General features: G+C 67.9%; 11 protein-coding genes and 1 pseudogene. 5 read left to right on the top strand and 7 right to left on the bottom strand.

From position 1 onward, the window contains the following. The first annotated feature begins 47 nt into the window (after positions 1 to 47). Positions 48 to 1,343 carry a serine hydrolase gene (locus tag E6G06_16680; protein TML88078.1) on the top strand — a complete coding sequence of 432 codons (1,296 nt, stop codon included), beginning with the start codon at positions 48 to 50 and terminating at the stop codon, positions 1,341 to 1,343. Between the two features lie 18 nt (positions 1,344 to 1,361). On the opposite strand, the gene E6G06_16675 is transcribed toward E6G06_16680, so the two are convergent. Beyond that, on the bottom strand, positions 1,362 to 1,952 hold the full coding sequence (locus tag E6G06_16675) for a class I SAM-dependent methyltransferase (GenBank protein TML88077.1): 591 nt from the start codon (positions 1,950 to 1,952) through the stop codon (positions 1,362 to 1,364). A 114-nt stretch (positions 1,953 to 2,066) separates the two neighbouring features. On the opposite strand from E6G06_16675, the pseudogene E6G06_16670 reads away from it, so the two are divergent. Then, positions 2,067 to 4,405 (top strand): annotated as a pseudogene (locus E6G06_16670) (excinuclease ABC subunit UvrA). Positions 4,406 to 4,453: 48 nt separating this feature from the next. Here the strand turns inward: E6G06_16670 and E6G06_16665 are convergent. Then, a complete protein-coding gene (locus tag E6G06_16665) occupies positions 4,454 to 5,158 on the bottom strand; it encodes a hypothetical protein (GenBank protein TML88076.1) in 705 nt (234 codons plus the stop codon). Positions 5,159 to 5,255: 97 nt separating this feature from the next. Here E6G06_16665 and E6G06_16660 point away from each other — a divergent pair, with 97 nt between their 5' ends. Continuing rightward, the gene (locus E6G06_16660) at positions 5,256 to 5,732 is read left to right on the top strand and encodes a hypothetical protein (GenBank protein ID TML88075.1); all 477 of its coding nucleotides are present in this window, start codon (positions 5,256 to 5,258) and stop codon (positions 5,730 to 5,732) included. Next, positions 5,729 to 7,081 carry a GAF domain-containing protein gene (locus E6G06_16655; protein ID TML88074.1) on the top strand — a complete coding sequence of 451 codons (1,353 nt, stop codon included), beginning with the start codon at positions 5,729 to 5,731 and terminating at the stop codon, positions 7,079 to 7,081. Before E6G06_16660 ends, E6G06_16655 begins: the two co-directional genes overlap by 4 nt. A 7-nt stretch (positions 7,082 to 7,088) precedes the next feature. Here E6G06_16655 and E6G06_16650 read toward each other — a convergent pair whose 3' ends face one another. Continuing rightward, the gene (locus E6G06_16650; GenBank protein TML88073.1) at positions 7,089 to 7,634 is read right to left on the bottom strand and encodes a dihydrofolate reductase; all 546 of its coding nucleotides are present in this window, start codon (positions 7,632 to 7,634) and stop codon (positions 7,089 to 7,091) included. A gap of 103 nt (positions 7,635 to 7,737) precedes the next feature. Here E6G06_16650 and E6G06_16645 point away from each other — a divergent pair, with 103 nt between their 5' ends. Beyond that, the gene (locus E6G06_16645; protein ID TML88072.1) at positions 7,738 to 8,190 is read left to right on the top strand and encodes a hypothetical protein; all 453 of its coding nucleotides are present in this window, start codon (positions 7,738 to 7,740) and stop codon (positions 8,188 to 8,190) included. A 312-nt stretch (positions 8,191 to 8,502) separates the two neighbouring features. Here the strand turns inward: E6G06_16645 and E6G06_16640 are convergent, their stop codons facing one another. The 4 genes from E6G06_16640 to E6G06_16625 all read right to left on the bottom strand — a co-directional run bounded on the left by E6G06_16640 (position 8,503) and on the right by E6G06_16625 (position 12,996). Next, positions 8,503 to 8,799: an ASCH domain-containing protein gene (locus E6G06_16640; protein TML88071.1), complete on the bottom strand. Its 297-nt coding sequence runs from the start codon at positions 8,797 to 8,799 to the stop codon at positions 8,503 to 8,505. Positions 8,800 to 8,835: 36 nt separating this feature from the next. Further along, on the bottom strand, positions 8,836 to 11,172 hold the full coding sequence (locus E6G06_16635) for a helicase (protein TML88070.1): 2,337 nt from the start codon (positions 11,170 to 11,172) through the stop codon (positions 8,836 to 8,838). A 99-nt stretch (positions 11,173 to 11,271) separates the two neighbouring features. After that, complete coding sequence (locus tag E6G06_16630) at positions 11,272 to 11,733, bottom strand: phage tail protein (protein ID TML88069.1); 462 nt, start codon at positions 11,731 to 11,733, stop codon at positions 11,272 to 11,274. Between the two features lie 345 nt (positions 11,734 to 12,078). Next, a complete protein-coding gene (locus E6G06_16625) occupies positions 12,079 to 12,996 on the bottom strand; it encodes a LysR family transcriptional regulator (GenBank protein TML88068.1) in 918 nt (305 codons plus the stop codon). Positions 12,997 to 13,182: the final 186 nt, after the last annotated feature.

Genomic DNA, 13,182 nt, shown 5'->3' with positions numbered 1-13,182 from the left:
GGCGCCTCTTACTCCAGAGACACGGCGCGGGGCATCAGCGGGCTGCGGTGCCGGTCACCGCGTGGAACAGCACCGGGCGTGAGTTCCGACGCGGGCCCGACTCGCGTTTCGCCCATCGCACCACTCCTTCGCCAACTGACGTGGGCCACTCTACCGATCAGCTCTGCGCTGCTGCTGGTGGTGACGGATTTTCCATGACATCTCGCGGCTGGGACACTTTGTCGATGCGGGTGCGGGTGCGGGGGGTCGTTTGCTTGTTGGTCGCCGCGGGTTTCTTCGGCGCGACTGCGGGGTCGGGGCATGCCGCACCCAAACCGTCCACGATGCCACGCGATGTCGGTGCGCGGATCTCGCGTCACCAGTCGCACCTTCCACGCCAGCTGAAATGTGTTCCCTGGCCGACGCACGGCTGGCCGACCGGCCCGCTTCCTTCAGGTGTCGACTCGGCGGCCGTCGGCGCCGCTGCGAATGAAATGGTCGGGCCGGGGCGTGGGGACTCGGTGGTCGTGATCCACGGCGGGCGCTTGGTCTACGAGCGATATGCCCCCGGCGTCACGGCGGATTCGATCCTGCCCTCGTTCTCGGTTTCCAAGTCGTTCACCTCCACGATGATCGGGCTGTTGGTCGACCGTGGGCGGCTCGAGCTCGACGACCGCGCCCCGATAGCTGAGTGGTCGGCCCAGACCGATCCGCGTCGCTCGATCACGTTGCGGAACCTGCTGAACATGAGCAGCGGACTCCAGTGGACCGAGGACTACTTCAACTTCCAATCCGATGTCGTGCAGATGATCGTGTCGGGTGACGAGTCCCGGTACGTGATCGCCAAACCGCTCGAGTTCACGCCGGGAACGCGCTGGCGTTATTCGACCGGCGACACCGCGGTGCTCGGCCGCATCATCGCCGACACCGCTCGTGTTTCGGGCGACGGGTACCTGGCGTATTTGCACAATCAGCTGTTCGATCCCCTGGGCATCAATCCCGTCCAGGCCGGATTCGATGCGGCCGGCAGATGGCGGGCGGGCTGGCTGACGAACACCACCACACGGAACTTCGCCAAGCTCGGGCTCCTCTATCTGCGCAACGGCAGGTGGGAGAACAAACGATTCCTGTCATCCAAGTGGGTGGACTTCGTTCGTACGCCCAGCCCCGCCTACAGCGGGTACGGCGGCCAGTTCTGGCTCAACAGCGATGGGACCTTCGAGATGATCGGGCTCTACGGCCAGAGCGTGCACATCATCCCCGACCTCGATCTGATCATCGCGGTCAACAACGGCACGGGAGACTTCCCGATGCTTCAGGCTTTCCGAAACGCCAAACCTGCCTCGTGCAGTCACCGGGCGTGACGCCGGACCAGTCGGGGTCTACGCGGCGATCTTCTGCGCCGTAAATCGGGCGACGAGACCGCCGAACGCAGGCTTGGTCACGGCACCGACGCCCGCAAGCCCGTCGAGCACCTGTCGGAGCTCGACGTGACGCATGAGCCGCGTGTTCTGCTCGCGCCTGTGCAGGATGCGACCCGTGCCATCACCGAGCAGGTCGTAGCCGATGAGCCGGCCTCCGGGTCGCAGCATCCGCGCCGCCTCGGCGAAGGCCTGTTCCCATTGAAGGACGTGGTGCAGCATGATGAACGACAGAACGGCGTCGAATGAGCCGTCCGGGAACGGCAGGGCGGTCGCGTCGGCTTGTCGTACCTCTGCGCGCGGACCGAAGTCCGATAGCGGTCTCCGGGCGACTTCCACCATCGATTCGTCGAAGTCGGTGGCGGTGAGGCGGATATCGGGAAACTGTCGCAGCGCCTCTGCGGCCATCGCTCCGCTACCGCAGCCGATCTCGAGAACATCGCCGCGGAGCTCGTGTCCCTGCAACGCCCATGGCAGCACGACGTGACCGGCGAAGAGACGCCACGGCGCGCTCCGGCACATGAACTGCGCGACGGATGACATCTCAGGCATGTCGCCTCCGGCGAGTGTGATGGGGTTGTTGACCGCCCTCAGCTCGACCAGTATCGCCGACTGTCCCGAGGCATCGGACCGCGGAGGCGGCCTCGCCCGACAGATGGAGACACGATGAGCAAGCCCAAGAGGACGGACACGCAGTCGCCTGCGCTCCAGGTCGCCGACCGCCACGATCTGATCCGCGTGAAGGGCGCGCGCGTGAACAACCTCAAGGACATCAGCGTGGAGCTCCCGAAGCGACGGCTCACGGTGTTCACCGGCGTCTCCGGCTCGGGCAAGAGCTCGCTCGTGTTCGGCACCATCGCCGCGGAGTCGCAGCGGCTCATCAACGAGACGTACAGCACTCTCGTGCAGGGCTTCATGCCGACTCTGTCGCGGCCCGAGGTCGACGTGCTGGACGGCCTGACGACCGCGATCATCGTCGACCAGGAGCGGATGGGCTCCAACCCCCGCTCCACCGTCGGCACCGCCACCGACGCCAACGCGATGCTACGCATCCTCTTCAGCAGGCTCGGAAAGCCGCACATCGGCTCGCCCAACGCGTACTCGTTCAACGTCCCGTCGGTGAAGGCCAGCGGTGCGATCACCATCGAGCGCGGCGCCAAGACGAGGACCGAGAAGGCCACCTTCACTCGTCTCGGCGGCATGTGTCCGCGCTGCGAGGGCATGGGCTCGGTCACCGACTTCGACCTGACTCAGCTTTACGACGACAGCAAGTCCCTCAACGAAGGTGCGCTCACGATCCCCGGTTACAGCATGGACGGCTGGTACGGCCGCATCTTCCGCGGCGCCGGCTTCTTCGACCCGGACAAGCCGATCCGCAAGTTCACCAAGAAGGAGCTCCACGACCTCCTTTACAAGGAGCCGACCAAGATCAAGGTCGACGGCATCAACCTGACCTACGAGGGGTTGATCCCGAGGATCCAGAAGTCGATGCTGTCCAAGGACGTCGACGCGCTGCAGGCGCACGTCCGCGCGTTCGTGGAGCGGGTGGTGACGTTCACGACCTGCCCCGACTGCGGCGGCACCCGGCTCAGCGAGGCTGCCCGGTCCTCGAAGATCAAGAGGATCAACATCGCCGACGCCTGCGCGATGCAGATCAGCGACCTCGCGGCATGGGTGCGCGGTCTCGACGAGCCGTCGGTCGCGCCGCTGCTGGCCGCGCTGCTGCAGACGCTCGAGTCGTTCGTGGAGATCGGGCACAGCGCACCAAGATGATCGGCCACCTCGGCTCCTCGCTCACCGACGTCACCTACGTCTTCGACGAGCCGACCACGGGCCTGCACCCCCACGACATCCAGCGGATGAACGACCTGCTGCTGCGGCTGCGGGACAAAGGCAACACGGTGCTCGTCGTAGAGCACGAGCCGGAGACGATCGCGATTGCCGACCACGTCGTCGACCTCGGCCCCGGCGCCGGCACGGCGGGCGGCAACGTCTGCTACGAGGGCACCGTGGAAGGCCTGCGGGCCAGCGGCACCATCACCGGCCAGCACCTCGACGACCGGGCGGCCCTCGAGAAGACGGTGCGCACACCGTCCGGCACGCTGGAGATCCGCGGCGCCACCTCCCACAACCTGCAGGACGTCGACGTCGACATCCCGCTCGGGGTGCTCTGCGTGGTCACCGGCGTGGCGGGCTCCGGCAAGAGCTCGCTCGTGCACGGGTCGATCCCTGCCGGCGGGGGTGTGGTGTCGATCGACCAAGGCGCGATCCGCGGCTCACGACGGAGCAACCCGGCGACGTACACCGGCCTGCTCGACCCGATCCGCAAGGCGTTCGCGAAGGCCAACGGCGTGAAGCCGGCGCTGTTCAGCGCCAACTCCGAGGGCGCCTGCCCCAACTGCAACGGCGCCGGTGTCATCTACACCGACTTGGGGATGATGGCCGGCGTCGCCACCACCTGCGAGGAGTGCGAAGGGAAGCGGTTCCACGCATCGGTGCTCGGCCACCGCCTCGGCGGCCGCGACATCAGCGAGGTGCTGGCGATGTCGGTCACCGAGGCCAAGGAGTTCTTCGGCGACGGCGAGGCGCGCACGCCGGCCGCGCACGCCGTTCTCGAGCGGCTCGCCGACGTCGGGCTCGGCTACCTCAGCCTCGGCCAGCCGCTCACCACGCTGTCCGGCGGCGAGCGGCAGCGGCTCAAGCTGGCCACCCACATGGGCGAGAAGGGTGGCGTCTACGTCCTCGACGAGCCGACCGCCGGCCTCCACCTCGCCGACGTCGAGCAGCCGGTCGGCCTGCTCGACCGGCTCGTCGACACCGGCAAGTCGGTCATCGTCATCGAGCACCACCAGGGGGTCATGGCGCACGCCGACTGGATCATCGACCTCGGCCCCGGCGCCGGCCACGACGGCGGCCGGGTCGTCTTCGAGGGCACACCCGCCGATCTCGTCGCCGCCCGCTCCACCCTCACCGGCGAGCACCTGGCGGCCTACGTCGGCACCTGACCGTGGCTCTCGAACCCCAACCTCCTGATCGGTAGTCAGATCTCTGGGTCAGGACAGCCCCAGGCGAATGCCGAGTTCGGCGTAGTCCGCCGCAGGAAGTACTGAGCCTGTGAGGCCCCAGACGCCTGCGAAGATTTCGGCCGGCGCGTGCTGTTGCATGCTGCCGAGCATCTCGACGCGATCGTCGATGTTCATGGCAGGCAGCATGACGGCGAGGCCCTTGGCCATCTGGTCGGGCGGGATGCTGGCGACGATGGCCGCGTGGATTGCGAGACACCCATCGACTCCGAGCGCCTGTTGGAGTCCCGGCATCACGACGCGCTCCTCGATGTCCTGGTGTCCGAGGTACTCGCCGGTGAAGGACGCCAACTCCATGTAGAGCTGGTCCATGCGCGTCCGCTGTGCTGAGCCCGTGGCGTTCACGGTGTCGTGAGCGAGTGCCGTGAAGTCCTGCACGCGCTGTTCGAAGCGTGCGTGGTCGCCCGCGATGACGTCGGCGACGTCGGGCAGGTACATCTCGGTCGGGGGCTGAACATGGTGGTCCTCTCCCTCGGCATGCTTCTCGAGGATCGTGGCCAGGTTCGTGACACGAGCGGCGAGCGCAGTGCGCGCCACCCGGTCGGCCGCGTCGGTACTGCCCGCGGCCTGGGTCACGCCGAAGAGCTCGCTCCGGATGCCCTTGTAGATGTCGCGGTACAGGTTGAACGTGACCGTTGCGACGGTGTGGATCGGCTTGTGGTCGATGACGCTCATGTCGACTCCTCCAGCGTGTGCGGGCTTTCTCCGATCCTGAAGGACCGGGATCGCTCCCGCGCCGGAAAGATTCGGAAGCGTTTGCTAAGAACTCCCTATGTTCGCCCCCGAGACGACGGCGTTCGTCGAAGCGGGGCCGGCCCTGATCGTCGGCACCGTTGGCGCCGACGGGGCCCCGCACGCCACACGGGGATGGGGCCTGACGGTGCTGGATCGCGGGACCGGCGAGATCCGACTGCTGCTCGACGCCGACGACGACCAGGCCCGGGCGAACCTGGTCGAGACGGGCGCGATCGCGATCACTGCGACTGATGTCCCCACCCTGCGTTCCATGCAGATGAAGGGGACCTGCACCGAGGTCGCACCCGCGACCGATCTCGATATGGAACGGTCGGCTCGCTACCGCGACGCGTTCTTCACCGACATCGAAGCGATCGAGCGCACCCCCCGCGAGCTCCCCGAACGCCTCGCTCCAACGGCGCTCTCCGCCTGCACCGTGCGGGTGGGCGAGTTGTTCGACCAGACCCCCGGGCCGGCCGCGGGGACGCCCATGCAACGAGCCGGTCCCCATTGATCAAGGTCTCGCTCCGTGCGCTCGCGGCGTGTTTCGAGGGCGCGGTTCCCGCGGTGATCGCGACCGCGGCCGCCGACGGTACGCCGAACGTCACGTTTCTGTCCAAAGTCCGTTGCGTCGACGACGAACGCATCGCGCTCTCGAACCAGTTCTTCTCGAAGACGACGAGAAACCTCGCGGAGAACCCCCGCGCCTGCGTCTTGCTGATCGATCCTCACACGTACGACGAGTGGCGGCTCACCGTCGCCTACGAGCGCACAGAGCATCACGGCAGGATCTTCGAGCAACTGCGCGAAGACGTCGACACCGTCGCCACCTACCACCACATGGAAGACGTGTTCCTGCTGCGCGCCGCTGACGTGTACCGCGTGCTCCACGTCGGCATGGTGCGAAAGGGACGCGATCGCGTCGAGGGTCGTGCCGGGGCACCGGCCGCGGAGCGCCTCAGCGAGCTCATCGCCCGCTTGAGCCGGTGCACCGACCTTGACACGATCGTCGGCGCGACTGTCGACGGCCTCGCCGACGTCCTCGGCTACGAGCACTGCCTCCTGATGCTGCTCGACGAGGACCGCCGCCGGCTCTACACGATGGCCAGCAGAGGATTCGGCGACGAGGGCGTGGGCTCCGAAGTCCCCGTGGGCGAAGGCATCATCGGCATGGCCGCAGCCCGAGCGACGACACTCCGCATCGGCAACCTGCGCCAAATGACGAAGTACGGCAACGTCGTGCGCCGCTCCTACGAACAGTCGGGCGAGATCGGACCCGGCCGCGAGATCCCGTTGCCGGGCTTGGACGAACCGCAAAGCCGCATTGCGGTCCCGATGCTCGCGCTCGGCCAATTGACGGGCGTGCTCGTCGCCGAAAGCACCCATAGTGCCGCCTTCGGCGAGGTCGACGAAGCCACGCTCAGCATCGTCGCCACGGTCATCGCCAACGCGATCGAGGTGGAGCGGGCAAGGGAAAACGGCGAGGGCGCCACAGCCGCGCCTCCCTCCCCGGCACCGGCCACCGATGCGTCCACTCCGCCGACGCTCGTGCGCTTCTTCACCGTCGATGGCAGCACATTCCTCGACGGCGATTACCTCATCAAAGGAGTCGCGGGCCGCATCATGTGGTCCCTCCTCCGGCAATACACGCGAGAACAGCGCGTCGCGTTCACGAACAGAGAGATCCGGCTCGATCCCACACTCGAGCTACCCGACTTTCGTGACAACCTCGACAGCCGCCTCATCCTGTTGAAACGACGACTCGACGAGCGGCACGCACCAATCCGAATCGAGAAGACCGGACGCGGCCAGTTCCGCCTCCACGTCGACACCGCGCTGCGCCTCGACGAAGTCGTATCGTGATGATCGATCAGACCGCCGCCCGGTAGGTGAGCATCACGATGCCGGAGGCGAGGGTCTTGACGTCCTCGAGCTCGAGGCGGGCGTGCACGTCCTCCCCCCAGATCATGTCCTCGGTCGTTCCGACACCCGCGAGGACGGGATGGACCCAAAGGCAGAGCTCGTCGAGCAGGCCGTGACGCATCAAGGTCTTCGCGACCGGGCCGTACCCGTGCATCAGGATGTTCTTCCCGTGTGCGTCCTTCAGCTTGGTTATCTCTTCGACGAGGCCACCGCCGATGATCGTGGTGTTCGTCCAGTCGGCCGTCTGCATGGTCGTGGACGCCACGTACTTGGCGATGACGTTGATCCGGTCGGCGAGCTCGCCGTCACGCGCCGGCCAGGCGCTCGCATAGATGTCGTAGGTATGCCGACCGAGCAGCAGGGCGTCGCTGGCGCGCATCTGATCGAGGGCGAGCGCCTCCAGCTCGTCGTCGATGAAGCCGAAATGCCAGCGATCCATGTGGTTGATCACTCCGTCGAGGCTGACGAACGTCGAGTTCACGATCTTTCGCATGACGGGAGGCTACGTGCGGGCTGGGCGATGAGTTCGCGGGCTGCGCACAGTCACACTCGGTATGGCGTACGCACCGACGGATCGCATCGCGAAGGAGGCCGACATGGATCAGCCAACCGCCGAGGACGCATTGCGCGCGCTCGACCCGCTGGTGGGCGAGTGGTTGCTCGAGGCTCAACCGCCCGGCGGCGAGCCGTGGCCCGGTGGCGGGCGGGCGATCTTCGAATGGCACGACTCCGGTGCGCATCTCGTCGAACGCTCGAGCGTCGAGATGCCCGAGGCGCCCGACGGCGTGTCGATCATCGGCTGCGACGCCGCCAACGGCACCTACTACCAGCTCTACTCCGACGAGCGAGGGGTGTGCCGCGTCTACCAGATGAGCATCGACGCGCACGAGTGGAAGCTGTGGCGAACGGGCCTGCCGTTCGCGCAACGCTTCACCGCGACGATCAGCGACGACGGACAGACCATCGCCGGCCAGTGGGAGGTCGCCGAAGACGGCACGAACTTCACCGTCGACTTCGACCTCACCTACCGGAGAGTTTCGCCACGGTGAGATCAGGCGGGCCCGGGATCGACCCGTAGACCTCGAACCGCCCGACTGAGGTGTGCAGGCCGGTGCCGGTCGGGGTCTTTGGCGCGCGCCACGGACACCCGTGCCATTCCGGCCTGGTAGTGGTCGTCACTGTCCCAGACCATCACGGTGATGCGTCGGCCCGCGTCCCGGTCGACGAGCCACCAGCCGTGCAGCCTGGCGCTTGAGCCAGCGCCGGGATCACCTCGTCGTTGACGTGCTCGATGCCTGCCGCGAGGTCGCTCTCCGACTCGCCGTCGAAGCTCAAGACCACTGCGAACATTGCAGCCTCCTTTAGTCCTGCTGCCTCACCACATGGAACTCCACGCGGTAGAGGAAGGTGTCGTCGTGGATCGGGCCGGCGTGTGCAGCGCGTCGACGAAGGGCCTCGAGATCGGACTCTCCCGTCTGAGCGAGATCCTCGTCTGTGATCGACGAGAAGGGCACCAGCTCGATCTCGTCGATCTCGATCATCACGGAACCGCTCCGGTAGACGCCTCCGACCTTGACCTTCGGTCTCGACCAGAGGCGGTAGGACACGGTGATGGTTCCGTCCGCTACTCGGTCGCGGATATCAGCGTTGAATTGCACGCCGCAATTGTGTCGCCGAACGACTTCGCGCTCGGCTCAACGAGCAGGCGCCGGCTCGAAAGGGCCCAGCGCGTCCTCGAGCGGCGGGCCCGGCGGCGTCGGTGCGAGGATCGTCAGGCTGGTCGTCGCCCGGGTCAGGGCTACATAGAGGCGCGCCATGCCCGTCGCCCCGGGTGACTCGCGGACGATGGCCTCGGGATCGGCGACGACGACACCGTCGAACTCCAACCCCTTTGCGTCGACAGCGGTGAGGTGCTCAGCGCCGCCGTTGCCGTCGGCAACCAGTTGCTCGGGTGTGACCACCGCCACCAGCCCGGCCCCGACATCCCTCCGGATATCGGCAACCGCGTCGGCGATGTACGCCGCGCCGAGCGGCCGGCCACCGGTGTGAAAGCGGCGGGGACCGACCCCGGCGGTCCTGACGGAGCGGGCCGGGTGCAGGTGCGGTGCGTATTGCTCGAGTAGCCGGGCCGCCAGCTCCATGACCTCGGCCGGGGTGCGGTAGTTGACCGTGAGCTCGTGGCGGGCCACCGAACCCGCAGCGACGCCGAGCGCCCCGAGGATGCCGTCCCACGTTGCCGCCGCGCCGGCGCGGACTGCCTGCGCCTCGTCGCCTGCCAGGGTGAACGACTGGGTCAGGCACCGCCGGGCGACGGCCCGCCACTGCATCGGCGAAAGATCCTGGGCCTCGTCCACGACGACGTGGCCGTACCGGGCGTCGGCCGGGCGCACCGCGGGCACGTCGCCCTCGTCGAACTGGTGGGCGAGCTCCTCGTACACGCCGTGCAGCTCGTTGGCGGCGGGATCACCCATGAGCGTGGTCGTGGCGTACGTGGCCTTGCACTCCCGGCAGTCCAGCCGGTCGCTGCCGGACGCCTCGCCCGGCAGGTACTCGAGTGGGCGCCCGCACCGCGGGCAGTCGGGCAGCCGCTCTTCCAGGATCCGCTCGGCCACGTGGTCGAGCGACCGTCGGCGCCTGCCGGCGCGCTCCGGTCGCGTCGGGACGGGCCCGAGCAGGAGGTCGGCCTCGTCGAGGAGGGCCACGTCGGCCTCACTCCATCCGTCGCCGTCCTCACTCGAGGCATGCAGCGCGTCCAGCTCGTCGGGCGTGAGGATGTCGCGCCCGGCGGTCGCGAGGCGCCGGGGCGACGCGAGCAGACGGCGCACGAGCCCTTCGGGGCGGAGCAGGGGCCACATGGCGTGGAGGGCCTGCGCGAGCGCACCTCGGTCGACCACGTCGATGAGAGGTGGCGCGTACCGGACTCCTTCCGCGCCGATGCGGCCGATCCGGTGGTCGCGTTCGAGGCCATTGCGGTACGCGGCTTCCAGCGCCCGCAGGAGAAGGCGCTCCACCAGCGCGCGGCCGGCGTTGTGCGTCGTCGACCGTCGCCTAGCCGTCACGACGATGGCGGCGAGGTCGTCGTGCGCGACCACGAGGCGGAACCGGCCCGCCCACAGCTCGATGCCCACCCGCGGCGCCCGCTCGTGGGCCCGGACCGCCCGGGCGAGGACGTCGACCATGCGGAGGTCGCCCTTGACCGCGGCCGCCGCCGGCGGGTCGACCTTCGACACCGCCACGGGTGGGCCGAGATCCGCCGGCGTCGCCAGCACGACCCTGTCCTCACCGAGCGACGGGACGACGTCCTCGACGTAGCGCAGGAACGTCGACGACGGCCCGACGAAGAGGACCGCGCCGGCCACGCGGGCCCGCTCGGCGTAGAGCAGGTACGCGGCCCGGTGGAGCGCCACTGCCGTCTTGCCGGTACCGGGCGCCCCTTGTACGACCGTCACCCCGGCGCGAGGGCGACGGATCACGACGTCCTGCTCGGCCTGGATGGTCGCCACCACGTCCTGCATGCGACCGGTCCGCGGGGCGTCGAGCGCGGCCATGAGCGCGCCCTCGCCCACGAGGTGGAGCCCGGCCTCGCCCGCCGCGGTGACGTCGAAGACCTCGTCATCCAGCCCGACCAGCTCGCCCTGCCGCCAACGGAAGTGGCGTCGCCGCACGACGCCCATGGGATCGTGGGGTAACGCCCGGTAGAACGGTTCGGCGGCCGGCGCTCGCCAGTCGACGACGAGCGGGTCGCCGTGCTCGTCAGCGACGGCCAGGCGACCCACGTAGAGACAACTACCGTCGGCGAGGTCGAGGCGACCCACGAGCAGACGCTCCTTCGCGATGTCGAGCGCCGCCAACCGGTGGCCGGCGTGGGCGATGGCGCTGTCGCGCTCGAACATCGCCTGCACATTCCTGGTCTCGGTGAGCCGCCGCGCCGTGCCGGCCATGCCCTCGGCCGAGCCCCGCATCGCCAGGACGCGGTCGTAGGCGGCATCGAGGTAGGCGCGCTCCACGCGTAGCTCGTCGTCACGCAGCACGCGGGGGATCGTCGCTGCGGGGGCCGTTGGAAGCAAACGAGCCCTCGGTCGTAGGATGAAGGTAGAGGGAGTGCCGCGAGTCTTGGAGGCTCGACGGCCTCAGTACTCGCCCTTGATCACGAAGTACGAGCCGCGGATCGTCCCGGCCAGCTTCGACTTCTGTCTCGCGAACTTGAACGATCCGAGCTCGGCGGGGACCTCCATCCCTTCGGAGAGCTTGAACCCGACCGCGCGCTTCTTCGGTTCGTCGAGCGGATACAGCACGTTGATCGAGAGCCCGCTCTCGTAGAACACGTAGGTCCACCGGATGTTCTCGACGTGGAGGGTCGTCGCCTCGAGTGGGGGCGAAGCGATGGCGATGTCGCGCTCCTCTTTGAGGATGCGGTGCACCCAGTCGATGTCCTTCTTGGCCTTGGCGGCCGGTTCGACCGTGAAGACGTAGTCGTACTTGTTCTTGAAGTAGCGAGCCTCGTTCGCCCGCAGGCCGGCGAGTGCGGTCGCCACCGGCGACGACTCCAGTCCGACGGTGGAGACGTTGACGAAGTCCACTGCATAGGTCATGTCGCGCTCCCCGCTCGTCGCCGGAGGGCCCGTCGACGGGCTCGCAACACTATCCCCGGCCGGCATGTTTGCTCCGCCCGCGATGAGTCGGCTGAGCGTGGCTCGCATCACCGCGTTGGCCGGTCGTCTGGCGTCAGCCGTACACGGTGTTGCCACCCTCCGTCTGCCGACGCGGAGCGGCACGGTTTCCAACTAGGAGCACGGACCGATGCTGCACGGGTCTGTCGGTGACGACGCGCCGGATGGCAGCCGCCCCGACGGACCGTCCTGGCGCGCTCGGCTTGGGCAGAACAGCGTGCTGTCGCGTGGCACTCAGGGCTTGCTGTCCGGTTGGCGTCAAGCCGTTTACGCGCTGGCTGGAGGCCAGAATGGCTCGGAGGGGGGTGTTCGCCAGCCAAGGGCCGAGGCGTGGTCGATGAGGGTCTGGGTGGCGCGAGCGACTATCGGCCGGGCGTCGTCTGCGCGGTGAAGGAGGGCCCAGGCCCAGAGGGGTATCGGGGATCGGACCGGCCGGCGGGTCAACGTGGGCGGGATCGGCGCCGTATGGCGCTTCGGCGAGTCGAGCACCGGTCGTCGGAGGCGGGCCACATGGTCGAAGAACGCAGACCCAGCAATGCCGCCGTCGTCGATATTGGTCACCGACGCCTGGTTGGCCTTCGCGAATGCAGAGGCGTAGCGGTTCCATGACCACCACGACGCTTCGTCCACATCGACGAGCACCGTGACCTCGGCTGCGGGCACGCTCTCATGACGAGTCGCCCGGTGCGCCCGCGGCATCACGGCCTCCAGTCTCTCGTACCACAAGAGGTGGGCGGCCAAGTTGAGGCGCTTGATGTCGGCCTCCTCGATCCAGGCAATAGCGAGGTCGAGGCTGCCTTCGGCCACCCGCGCCGCCTGCGTGTGCGATGGTAGGACCCATTCGTCGACACGGACCCGAAGGTCGGGCATCGCTGCTGCCTCCGGGGGAAGCCAACTGACGTAGCCCAGCCGGAGAGGTAACTCTCCGGCTCCGTTGCGGGCCCGATCGAAGGCCCGTGTCGCCGTGCCCAACACCTCTCGGGCGTCGGTCAGGAACTGGATGCCGGCCGGCGTCAGTTCGACGTGTCGGCGGTCGCGGACAAGGAGCTGGGTGCCCAGCTCACGTTCGAGGTTGCTGATCTGCTGAGAGAGCGAAGGACCAGCAAGGTGGAGCCGCTCTGCGGCCCGACCGAAGTGCAGTTCCTCGGCGACGGCGACGAAGTAGGTCAGCTGCCGGAGTTCCACGCGGTCGATGCTAGGGCTGACCTGGGGTGATAGGCGGGGCCTACCACAGTTCGGTCAGAAGTCGTGGACCCAAGACGAGCAGAAGGGTTCACTCAGATACAGGACCTTCGCTCGGCGGAGCAGGGACGCAGCTCCGGAACTCACTGATGTCATGCGCAATGCCGCGTCGGAAACCCACAACCAGAG

The sequence above is a fragment of the Actinomycetota bacterium genome (assembly GCA_005888325.1).
Classification (GTDB): Bacteria; Actinomycetota; Acidimicrobiia; order Acidimicrobiales; family AC-14; genus AC-14.
This window is presented reverse-complemented; position numbering and strand designations above follow the sequence as displayed.

What these genes read in the sequence shown, in the direction of transcription:
- E6G06_16660 (TML88075.1), top strand. Translation starts at nt 5,256, where the DNA reads ATGTTCGCCCCCGAGACGACGGCGTTCGTCGAAGCGGGGCCGGCCCTG.
- E6G06_16630 (TML88069.1), bottom strand. Translation starts at nt 11,733, where the DNA reads ATGACCTATGCAGTGGACTTCGTCAACGTCTCCACCGTCGGACTGGAG.
- E6G06_16665 (TML88076.1), bottom strand. Translation starts at nt 5,158, where the DNA reads ATGAGCGTCATCGACCACAAGCCGATCCACACCGTCGCAACGGTCACG.
- E6G06_16675 (TML88077.1), bottom strand. Translation starts at nt 1,952, where the DNA reads ATGCCTGAGATGTCATCCGTCGCGCAGTTCATGTGCCGGAGCGCGCCG.
- E6G06_16645 (TML88072.1), top strand. Translation starts at nt 7,738, where the DNA reads ATGGATCAGCCAACCGCCGAGGACGCATTGCGCGCGCTCGACCCGCTG.
- E6G06_16650 (TML88073.1), bottom strand. Translation starts at nt 7,634, where the DNA reads ATGCGAAAGATCGTGAACTCGACGTTCGTCAGCCTCGACGGAGTGATC.